The 14578-nt window shown below is 65.9% G+C and carries 16 protein-coding genes and 1 pseudogene; 11 read left to right on the top strand and 6 right to left on the bottom strand.

Annotated features, from left to right (window positions below; translation table 11 throughout):
* The first annotated feature begins 97 nt into the window (after nucleotides 1-97).
* The 4 genes from NUU27_RS17490 (at nucleotide 98) to maiA (ending at nucleotide 4340) form a co-directional block, all read left to right on the top strand.
* Nucleotides 98-1312, top strand: coding sequence for a Xaa-Pro peptidase family protein (locus NUU27_RS17490; protein WP_257763433.1), 1215 nt, complete (start codon nucleotides 98-100; stop codon nucleotides 1310-1312).
* Nucleotides 1313-1324: 12 nt separating this feature from the next.
* Nucleotides 1325-2692 (top strand): aspartate aminotransferase family protein, encoded by a 1368-nt coding sequence (locus tag NUU27_RS17485; RefSeq protein ID WP_257763446.1) that lies wholly within the window; start codon nucleotides 1325-1327, stop codon nucleotides 2690-2692.
* Nucleotides 2693-2988: 296 nt separating this feature from the next.
* Entirely contained in the window at nucleotides 2989-3684 is a 696-nt protein-coding gene (locus tag NUU27_RS17480; RefSeq protein WP_257763432.1) for a fumarylacetoacetate hydrolase family protein, read from the top strand.
* Nucleotides 3685-3689: 5 nt separating this feature from the next.
* Nucleotides 3690-4340 (top strand): maleylacetoacetate isomerase, encoded by a 651-nt coding sequence (gene maiA / locus NUU27_RS17475; RefSeq protein ID WP_257763431.1) that lies wholly within the window; start codon nucleotides 3690-3692, stop codon nucleotides 4338-4340.
* A 22-nt stretch (nucleotides 4341-4362) separates the two neighbouring features.
* Here the strand turns inward: maiA and NUU27_RS17470 are convergent, their stop codons facing one another.
* Nucleotides 4363-4827 (bottom strand): MaoC family dehydratase, encoded by a 465-nt coding sequence (locus NUU27_RS17470; protein WP_257763430.1) that lies wholly within the window; start codon nucleotides 4825-4827, stop codon nucleotides 4363-4365.
* Between the two features lie 295 nt (nucleotides 4828-5122).
* Here NUU27_RS17470 and rirA point away from each other — a divergent pair, with 295 nt between their 5' ends.
* Entirely contained in the window at nucleotides 5123-5584 is a 462-nt protein-coding gene (gene rirA / locus NUU27_RS17465) for an iron-responsive transcriptional regulator RirA (RefSeq protein WP_257763429.1), read from the top strand.
* A 153-nt stretch (nucleotides 5585-5737) separates the two neighbouring features.
* Here rirA and NUU27_RS17460 read toward each other — a convergent pair whose 3' ends face one another.
* The 5 genes from NUU27_RS17460 to hemP are packed head-to-tail and all read right to left on the bottom strand — an operon-like array spanning nucleotide 5738 to nucleotide 9817.
* Nucleotides 5738-6532, bottom strand: coding sequence for a heme ABC transporter ATP-binding protein (locus tag NUU27_RS17460; protein WP_257763428.1), 795 nt, complete (start codon nucleotides 6530-6532; stop codon nucleotides 5738-5740).
* Nucleotides 6532-7635: an iron ABC transporter permease gene (locus NUU27_RS17455; RefSeq protein ID WP_257763427.1), complete on the bottom strand. Its 1104-nt coding sequence runs from the start codon at nucleotides 7633-7635 to the stop codon at nucleotides 6532-6534. Before NUU27_RS17455 ends, NUU27_RS17460 begins: the two co-directional genes overlap by 1 nt.
* Entirely contained in the window at nucleotides 7636-8556 is a 921-nt protein-coding gene (locus NUU27_RS17450) for a hemin ABC transporter substrate-binding protein (protein ID WP_257763426.1), read from the bottom strand. It lies immediately after the preceding gene.
* Nucleotides 8557-8582: 26 nt separating this feature from the next.
* Nucleotides 8583-9644: a hemin-degrading factor gene (locus tag NUU27_RS17445; RefSeq protein WP_257763425.1), complete on the bottom strand. Its 1062-nt coding sequence runs from the start codon at nucleotides 9642-9644 to the stop codon at nucleotides 8583-8585.
* Between the two features lie 14 nt (nucleotides 9645-9658).
* On the bottom strand, nucleotides 9659-9817 hold the full coding sequence (gene hemP, locus NUU27_RS17440; RefSeq protein WP_257763445.1) for a hemin uptake protein HemP: 159 nt from the start codon (nucleotides 9815-9817) through the stop codon (nucleotides 9659-9661).
* A gap of 256 nt (nucleotides 9818-10073) precedes the next feature.
* Here hemP and NUU27_RS17435 point away from each other — a divergent pair, with 256 nt between their 5' ends.
* From NUU27_RS17435 to NUU27_RS17410, 6 genes and pseudogenes are all read left to right on the top strand, one after another.
* The gene (locus NUU27_RS17435) at nucleotides 10074-12146 is read left to right on the top strand and encodes a TonB-dependent receptor domain-containing protein (protein ID WP_257763424.1); all 2073 of its coding nucleotides are present in this window, start codon (nucleotides 10074-10076) and stop codon (nucleotides 12144-12146) included.
* A gap of 1 nt (nucleotide 12147) precedes the next feature.
* On the top strand, nucleotides 12148-12603 hold the full coding sequence (locus NUU27_RS17430; protein WP_257763423.1) for a hypothetical protein: 456 nt from the start codon (nucleotides 12148-12150) through the stop codon (nucleotides 12601-12603).
* A 50-nt stretch (nucleotides 12604-12653) separates the two neighbouring features.
* A complete protein-coding gene (locus NUU27_RS17425; RefSeq protein ID WP_257763422.1) occupies nucleotides 12654-13367 on the top strand; it encodes a MotA/TolQ/ExbB proton channel family protein in 714 nt (237 codons plus the stop codon).
* Complete coding sequence (locus tag NUU27_RS17420) at nucleotides 13357-13746, top strand: biopolymer transporter ExbD (protein ID WP_257763421.1); 390 nt, start codon at nucleotides 13357-13359, stop codon at nucleotides 13744-13746. The genes NUU27_RS17425 and NUU27_RS17420 overlap by 11 nt, the downstream gene beginning before the upstream one ends.
* Before the next feature lie 5 nt (nucleotides 13747-13751).
* On the top strand, nucleotides 13752-14156 hold the full coding sequence (locus NUU27_RS17415; protein ID WP_257763420.1) for a biopolymer transporter ExbD: 405 nt from the start codon (nucleotides 13752-13754) through the stop codon (nucleotides 14154-14156).
* Nucleotides 14153-14578, top strand: a pseudogene (locus NUU27_RS17410) (energy transducer TonB); the annotation flags it as partial. The gene NUU27_RS17415 and the pseudogene NUU27_RS17410, both read left to right, overlap by 4 nt.

The following is a 14578-nucleotide window of genomic DNA, read 5'->3' as shown; positions in this document are numbered from 1 at the left end:
GGAATCGATTTTCGGAAAGGGCGATGCGTAGATTCAAAGACTTGCAGCGTCCTTTATGCGTCCAAATGGACGCACGGCGCTGTAGACCGAGGCAACGATGTTCGAAAACCCGTTTGACGACATGGAGTTGAGCCGCCGTCTTTCAGCAGTGCGTGCGGAAATGGCGGCGCGCGACCTCGACATGGTGCTGCTGTCGACGCCGGAAAACATCTTCTATCTCACCGGCCTCGATCATTGGGGTTACTTCGCGCCGCATCTGCTGATCGTGCCCGCCGAGGGGGAGATGATCCTCGTCACGCGGCAGATGGAACGCGTGTCGATCGAAAAACAGGTGCGCAACGCCCTGTTCCAGGGGCACGGCGACCATGAGACGGCGGCCGACCTTGCCGTGCGCGTGCTTAAAGATTCCTTCGCTGCCAAGGACCGCTCACAGGCCGTGCTGACGGCCGTCGTCGAAGAGATCGAGGACCAGACGCAAGGAGCGCTCAAGATCGGCGTCGAGACCTGGTCGTCCGGCCATTCCTACGGCTTCGGCAAGGCGTTGCGCGACAGCCTCGAGACCGTCGAGTGGGTCGACGTGACGGACATGGTCGACCGGCTGCGGCTGGTGAAATCGCCCGCCGAGCAGGCCCTGATGCGCCGGGCAGCGTCCGTCTCCGACGCCGCGGCCGAAGCGGCGATCGCCATGATCGCCGACGGCGCGTCGGAACGCGAAGTGGTGGCCGAGTGCCACGCGGCGATGATCCGCGCCGGCGGCGAGGCGCCGGGCTTCGGCCCCTTCATCAGGCCCGGAGCGCGGCTCGGCGAGGAGCATGCCACCTGGGGCAACGGCACCTACCGCGCCGGTGAGCCTGTGTTCATCGAGTTGTCGGGCTGCGTCAGCCGCTATCACGCGCCGCTCGGCCGTCTGGTGCATGTCGGCACGATCCGCGACGAGGACGCCCTGATGGCGGAAACGACGCAGGCGGCGTTCGACGCCGTGCTCGGCGCGCTTCGCCCCGGCGCCAGGGCGCGCGACGTCTATGCGGCCTGGCAGGGGGTGGTCGACGACGCCGGCCTTAATCACTACCGCCGCCACCATTGCGGCTATTGCGTCGGCATCGGTTTCCCGCCGTCGTGGACGGGCGGCAACCGCGTGACGGGGCTGCGCCACGACAGCGATCTCGAGATCCGCGAGGGCATGAGTTTTCACATTCTTTCCTGGCTGATGGGGACGGGCAAGGGCGATTTCTTCCTCTCCAACGCAGTGCTTCTCGGCCCCGACGGCGCCGAGGTCCTGACCCGCACCCCCAACGGCCCGACCATTCGATAGGAGGCAGACATGCTGTTGAAGAACGACCAGCTCGACCAGTGGGACCGGGAGAATTTCTTCCATCCCTCCACCCATCTCGCCCAGCATGCGCGCGGCGAGAGCCCCAACCGCATCGTCACCGGCGGCAAGGGGGTCCATATCGAGGATCGTGACGGCAACCGGCTGCTCGACGCTTTCGCCGGCCTCTACTGCGTCAATGTCGGCTACGGCCGCACGGAGATCGCCGATGCGATCGCAGAGCAGGCCAGGGAGCTCGCCTATTATCACGCCTATGTCGGCCATGGCACCGAGGCATCGATAACGCTCGCCAAGATGATCCTCGACCGGGCGCCCGAAACCATGTCGAAAGTCTATTTCGGCCTCGGCGGTTCGGATGCCAACGAGACCAACGTCAAGCTGATCTGGTACCACAACAACATTCTCGGACGGCCCGAGAAGAAGAAGATCATCTCGCGCTGGCGCGGCTATCACGGCTCCGGCCTGATGACCGGTTCGCTGACCGGCCTCGAGTTGTTCCACAAGAAGTTCGACCTGCCGCTCGCGCAGGTGCTGCATACCGAAGCGCCCTACTACTACCGCCGCCTCGACCTTGCCATGAGCGAGGAGGATTTCACCGCCCATTGCGTGGCCGAGCTGGAAGCGCTGATCGAGCGCGAGGGCGCCGACACCATCGCCGCCTTCATCGGCGAGCCGGTGCTCGGCACGGGCGGCATCGTTCCGCCGCCGGCCGGCTACTGGCAGGCGATCCAGAAGGTGCTGCGCAGGCACGACATCCTGCTCGTCGCCGACGAGGTGGTGACGGGCTTCGGCCGTCTCGGCTCCATGTTCGGATCGCTGCATTACGACATCGAGCCCGATCTCATCACCATCGCCAAGGGGCTGACCTCGGCCTACGCGCCGCTGTCCGGCTCCATCGTCGGCAAGAGGATGTGGGAAGTTCTGGAACGCGGCACCGACGAGAACGGTGCGATCGGCCACGGCTGGACCTATTCGGCGCATCCGATCGGGGCTGCCGCCGGCATCGCCAATCTGGAGCTCGTCGACAAGCTGGGCCTGGTGAAGAACGCCGGCGAGACGGGCGCCTATCTGGTCGATACCATGCGCGATGCGCTGGGCGCGCACGCCCATGTCGGCGAGGTGCGCGGAGAAGGCATGCTGTGCGCCGTCGAGTTCGTCCAAGACAAGGAAGCGCGTCGCTTCTTCGATGCTTCGAGGAAAATCGGCCCGCAGGTGGCCGCCGCCCTCCTCCAGCAGGGCGTCATCGGGCGCGCCATGCCGCAGGGCGACATTCTCGGCTTCGCCCCGCCGCTGTGCCTGACCAGGGAGGAAGCGGACCAGGTGGTGGACGCCACGGTGAAGGCGGTGAAATCGGTCTTCTAGAGCGCCGTGCGTCCTTTTGGACGCACAAAGGACGCTCTATCTTCTTGTTTTTCTGCATTTATGCGGACGTCAGGTGATTCCACCTGACTGCAAAATGCTATAGCGGGATGAGGAAAAGTGCGAAGCGGTTTTCCGCCCGCATCCCGCTCTAATTTTTTGGAATCGATCGCGTTTATGATTTTGGATTGATTCAATCCAAAATCATAAACGCGATCCAGGACTGATTGCCGTCCTCCGGGCCTTGCCCCGGAAAATCAATTCGGCCATGTCTTTCTCGTCGTTTCCTGGAGAGTTTCATGGCCGAATTCGTGTTTCCGCCCGCTGCCCAGCCTTCCGTCGCCGTTGCCGGCAGCGAGGCGCGCTTTCCCGTCCGCCGCATCTTCTGCGTCGGGCGCAACTATGCCGCCCATGCCCGCGAGATGGGCCAGGATCCCGATCGCGAGCCGCCGTTCTTCTTCAGCAAGCCGGGCGATGCCGTGGTCGATAGCGGTGCAGCCATCCCCTACCCTTCGCTGACCGAAGACCTGCATCACGAGATCGAGCTGGTGGTGGCAATCGGCAAGGGCGGCTCGGACATCGAGGCGAGCGAAGCGCCGAGCCACGTGTTCGGCTATGCGGTCGGCATCGATCTCACACGCCGCGACCTGCAGGGCGAAGCGAAGAAGATGGGCCGGCCATGGGACTGGGCCAAGGCCTTCGACCGTTCGGCACCCTGCGGCGCCATCACCCAGGTGGACAAGACGGGCCACCCGGCGAAGGGCCGCATCTGGCTCGCCGTCAACGGCACCGTGCGCCAGGACGGCGATCTCGCCGAGCTGATCTGGCCCGTGGCGGACGTGATCGCACTGTGCAGCCGCGCCATGGAGCTGAAGCCGGGAGACCTGATCTATACGGGTACGCCGGCCGGCGTCGGCGCTCTCAAGCCCGGCGACCGCGTCGAAGGCGGTGTCGACGGCGTCGGTGAAATCGCAATCACGATTTCGGCAGTGTGAACGTCATGAGCGAGATCGTCCTGCACAACTACTTCCGCTCCTCCACCTCCTACCGGGTGCGCATCGCGCTCGCCATGAAGGGCATCGCCTATCGCTATGCGGCGCATCACCTGCGCCATGGCGAGCATCGGGGCGAGGCCTATCTGGCGGTCAATCCGCAGGGGCTGGTGCCGGCGCTGGTCTGGAGCGACGGGACCATGATCGCCCAGTCGATGGCGATCATGGAGTTTCTCGACGAGATGGTGCCCGAGCCGCCTCTGCTGCCTGCCGATCCGCACGGCCGGGCGCGGGTGCGCATGCTGTCGCAGATGATCGCCTGTGAAATCCACCCGGTGAACAATCTGCGCATCCTGAACGCGCTGCGGGAGCGCTACGGGGCCGACGACGCCGAGGTCGCCTCATGGTTCCGCCATTGGGTCGAGGCCACCTTCGAGCCGCTGGAAAAGATGCTCGCCGAAAGCCCGCAGACCGGCACCTTCTGCCATGGCGACAGGCCCGGCATGGCCGACATCTGCCTGGTGGCGCAGGTGGCCAACAACGCGCGCTTCGGCGTCGACATGGCGCCCTATCCGGTGATTTCGCGCATCCATGCCGCCTGCATGGAGCGGCCGGCCTTCATCGAGGCGGCGCCGATGAAGCAGCCCGACGCCGAATAGGACCCTTGAAAGGCGCCGGGCCTCAGCCCGCCGGCTCCTCGAGAACGAGCAGGACGACCGTCTCGGCGGCCAGCGCCGGGCGGTCCTCGCCCTCGATCTCCACCTCGCTGTGGTGGCGGATCAGCAGCCGTCCAGGCGCCTTCTCCTCGATCTCCTGCAACTGCGCGCGCAGCCTGACGCGGCTGCCCGCCTTGACGGGGGCCAGAAAGCGCAGCCGGTCGAGACCGTAGTTGATGATGGTGCCGAGCCTGGCGGGCCATGCACCGCTCTCATAGGACAGGCTCGACAGCAGCGAAAGCGTCAGGAAGCCGTGCGCCACCGTGGCGCCGAACGGGCCTTCATGCGCCGCCCTTTGCCGGTCCACGTGAATCCATTGATGATCGTTCGTGCAGTCCGCAAAACGGTCGATCATCTCCTGGTCGACCGTCACCCAACCGGAGATCGTGACGGCATTGCCGATCTCCTGTTCGAGCACATGTGCGTTCATGGGGGATTGCCTTTCTCAGCACCGCCGCTGTGGCGGCCGATTTGGTGGTCGGCATCGGATGTCGATGCCGGATCGTCGAGACCGCCTCTTGCGGGCGGTTTTGCGCTCCCCGGACGGCATATATTGTGCATCGCAGCAAAAATGGCAAGGAACACGGCCCTGCAGCGCAAGGCACGGCGGCAGGGCCCGGGCCTGACGAAAAGTTGAACAGGAAAATCATGTATTTGAGCAGGACACTCTGGAATTATTCTAAACGATGGGCCATATTGCGCGAAGGTTATACGAGAGGATCGTTATGCGCCTGACGCGACAAACGAATTATGCCATCCGCATCCTGATGTACTGCGCCGCGAATGAGGGGCGCTTAAGCCGCATCTCCGACATCGCCGAAGCCTACACCCTCTCCGACCTGTTTCTCTTCAAGATCCTGCAGCCCCTTGTCGAACACGGTCTCGTGGAAACCGTGCGCGGCCGCCACGGCGGCGTGCGGCTGGCCAAGGATGCAGCGGACATCACGCTTTTCGACGTGGTGCGTGTCACCGAAGACAATTTCGCCATGGCGGAATGTTTTGAGAACGACAGCGCCGAATGCCCGCTGGTGGAAAGCTGCGGCCTGAACGAGGCTCTGCGCAAGGCGCTCAACGCCTTCTTCGAGGTGCTCGGCGCCTACACGATCAAGGACCTGGTCGATTCGAAGCCCGACATGCGGCATCGGCTGGGGATCGACGAGCTGCCCATCCGGGCGGTCGCCAGCTAGCCTGCGAAAACCGGGATCGGTTTCTGGAAGCACGCGTCAATTCAGAAACAATGGCGTTCTTGTGCATTCAAGCAGAGTGCGCAGCGCTGTTGCCACAAGACCAGACATGACCGAAATCGTCGTGTCTCATGGTCCAGATGGACGCGTGGCGCCTCAAAGTTCGGCAGATTGCGGCAGGACGAACGGTGTTCCGTTCGGCGGCGGCGCCCCCACCCTGATCCGGCATTCGAAAACATCCGACACCATCTCATCGGTCAGCACGTCGCCGGGCGTTCCGCAGGCGACGAGCCTGCCGCGGTGCATCATGGCGATCCGGTCGGCATAGCGGGCGGTGAGATTGAGATCGTGCAGGATGGCGATCACCCCGCCGCCGTCGGCCGCAAAGCCGGCGGCGATCTCCATGATGGCGAGCTGATGCTTGATGTCGAGGCTCGACACGGGTTCGTCGAGCAGAAGATAGCGCGGTCGCCCGTCCAGCACCGGGCTCCAGACCTGGCACAGGACGCGCGCCAGCTGGACCCGCTGCTGCTCGCCACCCGACAGCTCCTGGTAGAAGCGTCCGGCGAAACCGGCGAGATCGACCCGCGCCAGAGCTCTTTCCGGCAGGGTCGCCAGCTCCTCCGGCCGCGCCCCCGACCGGCCGCTCAACAGCCCCAGCTTGACGATTTCCCGCACGGTGTAGGGAAAGGACAAGGTGGTCGACTGCGGCAGCACCGCCCTGTGTACGGCGGCCTGCCACGGTTTGAGGGACGACAGGGCCATGCCGTTGATGCGCACTTCGCCCGTATAGGCGATGTCGCCCGACAGCGCCTTGAGCAGCGTGGTCTTGCCCGAGCCGTTCGGTCCGACGATCGCCGTGACGATGCCGGGCGGCGCGGTCAGCTCGACGCCGGACAGGATTTTCTTGCGTCCGATAAAGACGCCCAGATCTTGCACCTCGATCGCCATCACAAGTCCAGAAGGCCGCGCCGGCGCAGCAGGATCCACAGGAAGAACGGAGCGCCGATCGCCGCCGTGACGATGCCGATCGGCAATTCGGCCGGGGCGACGACCATGCGGCTGACCGCGTCGGCGACCAGCAGCAGGCTGGCCCCGAGCAGCGCCGAGGCCGGCAGCAGGTAGCGATGCTCCGGCCCGATGGTGAGCCGCAGGAGATGCGGCACGACGATGCCGACGAAGCCGATGCCGCCGGCGACGGCGACTGACGCGCCGGTGGCCGCGGCGACCGCGACGATGGCCGCGTTCTTGATGCGCTGCACCCGGATGCCGAGATGGTTGGCGGTCGCCTCGCCGAGCACCATCGCGTCCAGTCCGCGCGCCAGAAGCGGCGCGGCACAGAGCGCGGCGACGATGATCGGCCCCGCCGCCCAGATCTTGCTCCAGGTGGCGCCGGCGAGCGAGCCGAGCCCCCAGAAGGTCAGGTCGCGCAACTGCTGATCGTCGGCGAGGTAGACGAGGACGCCGGAAAACGCACCCGCCATCGCGCCGAGGGCGATGCCGGCCAGAAGCATCGTGGCGATGGAGGTCTGCCCGCGCCGCGTCGCCACGCGATAGAGAATCAGGGTCGTCGCCAGGCCGCCGAAGAAGGCGGCGAACGGCAGGGCATAAATCCCCAGAAGGCCGATCAGCGGCCCGAGCCCGGCGGTTCCGCCGAGAACGATCACCGCGATGGCGCCAAGCCCCGCCCCGGAGGCGACGCCGACGATGCCGGGGTCGGCCAGCGGGTTGCGGAAGAGACCCTGCATGACGGCACCGGAAACGGCCAGCGAGGCACCAATCAGGCTGCCGAGCAGGATGCGCGGCAGACGGATGTCATAAAGGATGATGCTGTCGCGTGCCGACAAGGCGTTGTCGCCCTCGCCAGCGAGCCAGGCGCGCATAACGTCCCAAAAGGACATGTCGGAGGCGCCCGAGCCGAGGCTGAGCGCAAACACCAGCGCATAAAGCACCGCCAGGGCGGCGATGCAAAGACGCGCGCGCCCGGTGCGGTCCCCTTCGGCCCGCGACCAGAGCCCGACGGGGGCCGGGCGCGCCTGTCCCTGCAACATCATTCAATCCGTCGCCGTTTCGACGTCATGAAGCTTGGCCGAAAGATCGCGGACGGCGGAAGCCGTGCGCGGGCCGAAGCCCAGCAGATAGGAGCCGTCCATGCGCAAGAGCGCCTTGTTGGCGCCGGCGGCGGTGCCGGCGATGGCCGGATGCGCGAAGAGATCGGCATCGGAAACGCCCGAGCCGTCGCCGCGATCCATCATCAGGATCACATCCGGTCTGGCCTCGGCGATCGCTTCGTCGGAAACCTGCTTGTAGCCGGAAAACCCGCTTACGGCGTTCGTGCCGCCCGCCATGCGGATGATGCCGTCGGCGCCGGTATCGCTGCCTGCGGCGAGAATCCGCCCGCCCTGCATGCTCAGGATGAAGAGCACCCGCCTGCCGCCGGCAGCAGCCGTCGCCGCGGTCTCCGCCTCCTGGAGTTCCTTCCCGACACGTTCGGCAAGGGCTTCAGCCTTGTCCTCGACGCCCAGTGCCTTTCCGACGACCCTGATCTTCTCCAGGATGCCCTTGCCGCTATGGCTCTCGGGCACCAGAACCAGCTGCACCCTGGCCTTTTCCAGAACGGCCATGGTGGTCGGCGGGCCGCTGCCCTCGGCGGCGAGAATGGCCGTCGGGCTGACGGAAAGGACGCCCTCGGGCGACAGCGCCCGCATATAGCCGACATCCGGCAGCGCCAGGGCGGCCTCGGGATAGCTGCTCGTCGTGTCGCGCGCCACCAGCCGGCCTTCCTCGCCGAGGCTGTAGACGATCTCGGTCACCGCGCCGCCGATGGCGACGAGGCGGGAAGCGTCGGCGAACCTGTCGACGGTCTGTGCCACCGCGCCTGTCGGCAGCCCGCCGAAAAACGCCCCCAGGGCGCAAGCTGCGACCAGCATCCGCCAGCGACTGCCCGGCTTCCGGTTTACCGATCTCCGCTTCATGATGTCCTGCATGTCCGGCCTTGTCCCTATGCGACCTGCGGGGCGGAAAGCTTCTGCAGCCGCTCGACCATGAGGCGCCAGTCCGGCCGCTCGTCCTGGCCTTCGTGGCGTTCGCCGAAGAACTGCGCGATGAGCTGCCCTTCGGCTCCATAGGCCTCGATCGAAGTCACGTGACCGTCCTTGGTCGGCTTGCGCACGGCCCAGAGCTCGCGCACGTGATCCGTCCGCAGATGCAGGTTGAAGCCCGGATCCAGCACGTTGATCCAGGGCCCCATCGGCTTGACCGTGTGGATGGTCCCGGTGTGGATCTGGATGCAGCCGCTGCTGCCGACGAAGCACATGATCGGAACCTCGTCGCGAACGGCCTGGTAGAGCATGGCCGTCAGGGCATCGTTGTCGAGACGCCAGGCATAGTCCTCGCCGATCATGTGAACCGCCTGATGGCGGGTCAGCTTGAGCTTGCGCAGAATGTTGAAGAGCTGATGGACGTCGGTCATCGCGCTCCAGCGCTCGCGCAGCAGTTCCGCAGCCGGCAGGTCGTCGCCGGCGATGACCTCGTCGCGGATATTCTCCTGTGCCACCTCGATCAACGCGGATTGGTCCGCGCTGGCGAGATCGCCGACCAGCGCCTCATAGGCGGAGACGTCCGAGCGAGGGCGCAGATGCACCTTGTGCACCGCCTCGCCCGCCTGGTCGAAGAACTGCAGGCTGCGCCGCACGCCATCCTCGCCGTCCTTGTCGACGGCGAAGCCGAAGGCCCAGCGCGAGGGGAAGATGCGCAAGTCGATGTCGCCGCCGAGCACGAGCGCATGCTGCGAGCCCACGGTCGCTTTCTCGTAGACGCCCACCTTCTCGTGCACGGCGCTTTCGTTGCGCGTCAGCGCCATGACCTCGCCCAGCGCCTCAAGGCCGGGCAGCACGCCCGCCACATCCGGCGCGATGCGCGTGACGCCGTGCCCGACATGGGCGGCAAGCAGTTCGGCCTCCGAAATGCCGAGCTGCAGCGCCAGATCGCGTTCGCGCATCTTGGGATTCTCGCTACGTGCCCGCCTGATTCCCTCAGGCGCGCGAATTGCTTGAATGTTCATACGTCTGGTCGCCCCTACTTGTTCAGGATCAGCTTTCCCTGGCGCGTGATCTTGAGGCGGTAATAAGCACCGTGATGCTCGATCCCGATCTCCTTGCGCCCCTCGAAAAGATCGACGCTCGAAATGGTGCGGTCGGGAACGAGACCGTTCCGCGCGCCCGTCCATTTCTGCATGTCGGACTGCCCCGTCGGGTCGATAGACAAATAGGTCTTCATGGAAAAACCCTCCTCATTGTTTCGCTCGCGACCGCTGGCTTGACAGTGCATTTTCATATTCCGCTTTCTTGACTTTCCTTATCATATTTTATAGCCACCGCAATACCGGAGTGGAATTCTCAAGAAAAAATTCTTAGCCGGGTAATGCCGACAAGCCACCGCCAGTCGGCCGGTTTCATTTCTAACTGGTGGGTGATTTCGAATGTTGAGTTCCATGAGGCACCGCAGAGCATTCCTATTTTGCGGCACTGCGCTGATCACGCTTCTTCCGGCGGGTTTTGCTCCGGCCCTTGCCCAGGAAGCGGCCAGCGAACAGGAAGACGGCACGCAGGTCGAGCAGCCGGCTTCGGGCCTCACCACCCTCGACCGCATCACCGTGGTCAGCCGCACCGGCGAGAGCTCCATGGAATCGCTCGCCTCGGTCAGCCAGATCAGCGGCGAAGAACTGGAGCGTCGCATGGCGACGACCTCCAACGACGTCTTCTTCGGCGTGCCCGGCATCAGCGTCTATTCGGACGGCCGGCCCTCGGTCAGCAACGTCAACATCCGCGGCCTGCAGGATGCCGGACGCGTCTCGGTCATCGTCGACGGCGCCCGGCAGAATTTCCACAAGGCCGGCCATGAAGTGTCGCGCATGTTCTGGCTCGATCCCGAGCTGATCAAGCAGGTGGACGTCATTCGCGGCCCGAGCGCCAACACGTTCGGCTCCGGCGCCATCGGCGGCGTCGTCTATTTCGAGACCAAGAAGGCCGAGGACTTTCTGCGCGACGACGAGAATTACGCGCTGTCCGTGACCGGCCGCTACGAATCGAACGGCTCCGGCTGGACCACCAGCGCGGCGGGCGCCTACCGCTTCAACGAACTGGCCTCGATCATCGGCAACGTCGTCTGGCGCGACTATGGCGACTACAAGGACGGTGACGGTAACCGCGTCGACAATTCGGGCTTCGACGTTCTGAGCGGCCATCTCAAGGGCACCGTCAAGCCGACCGATAACAGCGAGCTGACGCTCGGCTGGACCGGATCGAGCGACGAGTGGTCGTCGACCGCAACCCGCGACTACCGGCTCGACAGCAATGCCTTCACCGGAGAATACAAGATCTCCGACGCGGAGGAGAAGTGGCTGAACCTCAACGTCAAGGGCGCCGTGAACCTGCTCGAGCTCGGCCAGTGGGACTCCGGCGCCAAGTCGGGATACGACCTGCGCACGACCAGCTTCGACATCTGGAACACCTCCTATTTCGACACCGGCGCGATCGCGCATGAGCTGACGGTCGGCGGCGACTGGGTCTATGACGACTTCACCTCGAATGCGTCGAGCGGCGGCGCCGATCCCTACAATCCCGATGGCACCCGGCGCATCTGGGGCGCCTATGCGCAGGACAAGCTCACCTATGACTGGCTCCAGGTGGTGGCGGGGCTGCGCTACGATTCCTACGAGCTCGAATCGTCGGACAAGAGCTCGGGCGACCGCCTGTCGCCGCGCCTCAGCGTCGGCGTTTCGCCGTTCCGGGACGGGCTCCTCGCCGGCCTGCAGGTCTACGGCTCCTATTCCGAAGGCTATCGCGCGCCCAACACCTCGGAAGCCTATATCAGCGGCGAGCATGCGGCCGGACCCGGCGCCACCTTTTCCTTCCTGCCCAATCCGAATCTGAGGCCGGAAACCGGCAAGACCTGGGAGGCCGGCGTCAACTACTCGGCGGCGGGCATCTTCAGGCCCGACGACACGTTGCGGCTCAAGGCGGCCTATTTCCACAACGATATCGAGGACTACATCACCACTGTCTTCGTGCCGTCCTTCCCCGGGAACAGCTGCTTCGCCCTCGGCTCCGCCTTCTGCTTCCAGTATCAGAATGTCTATGCGGCCAAGATCGACGGCTTCGAGCTCGAGGGCCGCTACGACGCGGGCCGCTATTATGCCGGTCTCGGCATCACCATCATCGACGGCCATCAGATCGACAGCGACGGCACCCGCTCCGACCTTGCGACGATCCCCTCGGCCAGCGTCACGCTCGACGGCGGCATGCGCTTCCTCGAGCGTCGCCTGACGCTGGGCGGCGAGGTGCAGTTCAACAAGGCGCCCAAGGGGGCGACGTTCGCCGAGGACTACACGCTCGTCAATCTCTACGCGAACTACCAGGCGACCGAGAATCTCCGCTTCGATTTCCGCGTCGACAACCTGCTCGACGAAAAATACGTGCTGCCGATCGTCGACACCTCGGACGGCTCGTTCAACCAGCCGGGCCTGACCGTCAAGCTCGCCGCCACCGTGCGCTTCGGAGGATAAGATGCCGTCACGATTACCCTGCCCCCGCCCGTCCAGCCTTGCCGGCCTCGTGCTGGCGGCCGGCCTGCAGGCGACGGCACTTCCCGCCGCCGCCCAGGACGGCGCGGCGCCGGCGATCAATCTGGAGCTCAACGGGCTCCAGGACAGCGACAAGGGCTGCCGCATCGCCTTCGTCGTCGAAAACGGGCTGCCGCGCGACATCGGCAAGGCCGCCTACGAGATCGCCCTGTTCGACAAGGCCGGCATGGTCGACCGCCTGCTGGTGCTCGATTTCCAGGACCTGCCGGCGGCGAAGACCAAGGTCAAGCGCTTCGACCTCGCCGACGCCGAGTGCGGCGCCATCGGCCGCGTGCTGGTCAATGATGCCTCCGCCTGCGAGGGCGACGGCATCGCTCCGGGCGACTGTATCGCCAGGCTCAACGCGACCACGCGCAGCGGCGTCGCCTTCGGCAAATAGGCGCCTGTGCGCCGGAGAGGCTCAAGCGCAGACCAACAGGATTTCTGATCATGATCGACGACATCGTCACCACAATCTCCTCCTTCTTCGAGCTCGGCGGCCCCGTGGTGGCGATCATCGCGCTGCTGTCCGTCTTCGCCCTTGCCCTTATCCTCTTGAAACTGGCCCAGTTCCAGCGCGAGCGGGTCGGCCGGCACGGGCGCTCCAACCGTGCCCTGCACGCCTGGTTCCACCACGACCATGGCGAAGCCCGGGCCCTGCTCGGCAATGCCCGTTCGCCGGTGGAGGAGACGCTTGCGACGGCGATGCGGCTCGCAGCTTCCGGCAAGGCCGCGACGAGCGCCATCGAGGACGAGGTCGCCCGCGTGGCGCTTGGCCGGCTGCACGATCTGCAACGTGGCTTGCGGGCGCTCGACGCCATCGCCCAGGTGGCCCCGCTGCTCGGCCTGTTCGGCACCGTGCTCGGCATGATCGACGCGTTCCAGAAGCTGCAGGCGGCCGGCAACACGGTCGACCCGTCGATCCTGGCCGGCGGCATCTGGGTGGCGCTGCTGACCACCGCCTGCGGTCTTGCCGTGGCGATGCCCGTCTCGCTGGTCCTCACTTGGTTCGAGACCCGGCTCGAGAACGAGCGGGTGGCGGTCGAGACCATGACCAGCGCGGTTCTGTCGCATGCCGCCCTCGGCGAAACCGGGGAGCCGCGGCCTGCGGTCGAGCGGTCGGCTCCGGTCCTGCTGCACGGAGCGCCGCGCCATGCGCATTGACGCGCATACCCTCAGGCGCAGGCGACCGCTGTCGCTCACCTCGCTGATCGACGTGATCTTCCTGTTGCTCCTGTTCTTCATGCTGTCGTCGACCTTCACCCGCTTCGCCAAGGTGGAGATTTCCGGCGGGCCGGCCTCGGCGAGCGCCGGCGGCAACGCGCCCGACGTCCTGATCCGCCTCGACGGCGCGGAAGGCTGGCGCGTCAACGGCCGGACGCTCGCCGACGACGAGGCGCTCGCCGAGCTCGCGCGCCTCGGCGATGCCGGGGCCGAGACCGCGGTGCTGCTGGTGCGCGGCGACCTGACGTCGCAAACGCTGGTCGATGCCGTCGAGCGCATCCGCAAGGATACGCACCTCACCCTCTCGATCGCGAGGTAACTGCGATGCTGCGCCTTGCCCGCCCCCGCGAGACCCGCCAGCGCGAAAGCACGATCGCCCTGATCAACATCGTCTTCCTGATGCTGATCTTCTTCCTGGTCGCCGGAACGCTGACGCCGCCGCTCGACAACGAGATCGATCTCATCACCACCGCCGAGGCGGAGCGCGCCGAGCCGCCAGGCGCGCTGTTCGCCACCGAGACCGGTGAATTGCGCGCCAAGGGCGAACCCGTCGAGGCGGCCCGCTTCGTCGCGGAGCGGCGGGCCGAGACCGATGCCGGGCAGGCCCTGGAGATCACCGTCGCCGCCGATCGCGATCTTCCGGCGGCACGCCTGGTCGACATCATCGGCGCCCTGAAGGCCGCCGGCGCCGGCAAGATCAGCATCATCACGGAACGCGCCGCAGAATGAACGCCCGATCGTTGAAATGGACGGCAGCGCTCGTCGTCTCGGTAAGTCTGCATGCGGGCGCCGCCGGGTTTGTCATGCTGCGCGCGCCGCAGGTCGAGATCGCCGGCGGCGGAACGACGGAGATCGCCATCGCCGGCGATGCCTTCGCCGACCAGGTCGCGGCCGGCGAGGCGACCGAGGAAGTGCTTCCCGTCACCGAGGAGGCGCCGGTGCAGGTGCAGCCGGAAATCGCGCCCGTTGTGACCGCCGAGACAGCCGTCGAGACCGCCGTGCCGGAGCAGCCCGTCAGCGAGGTCGAGCCGACCGCCGAGGCGGCCGAAGCGGAGCAGCCGGAAACCGCGGAGGCGGCTGCCGAGCCGGTCGAGCCGGCGGAGGAGATCGCCGCGGTCGCCGAGATTCCCCTGCCCAGCCCACGCCCGCAC

Origin of the sequence: Nitratireductor sp. ZSWI3 (genome assembly GCF_024655565.1) — a bacterium.
In the GTDB taxonomy this organism is placed as follows: domain Bacteria; phylum Pseudomonadota; class Alphaproteobacteria; order Rhizobiales; family Rhizobiaceae; genus Nitratireductor.
The sequence above is the reverse complement of the archived record's forward strand: the minus strand, read 5'-3'. Positions and strand labels throughout refer to the sequence as shown.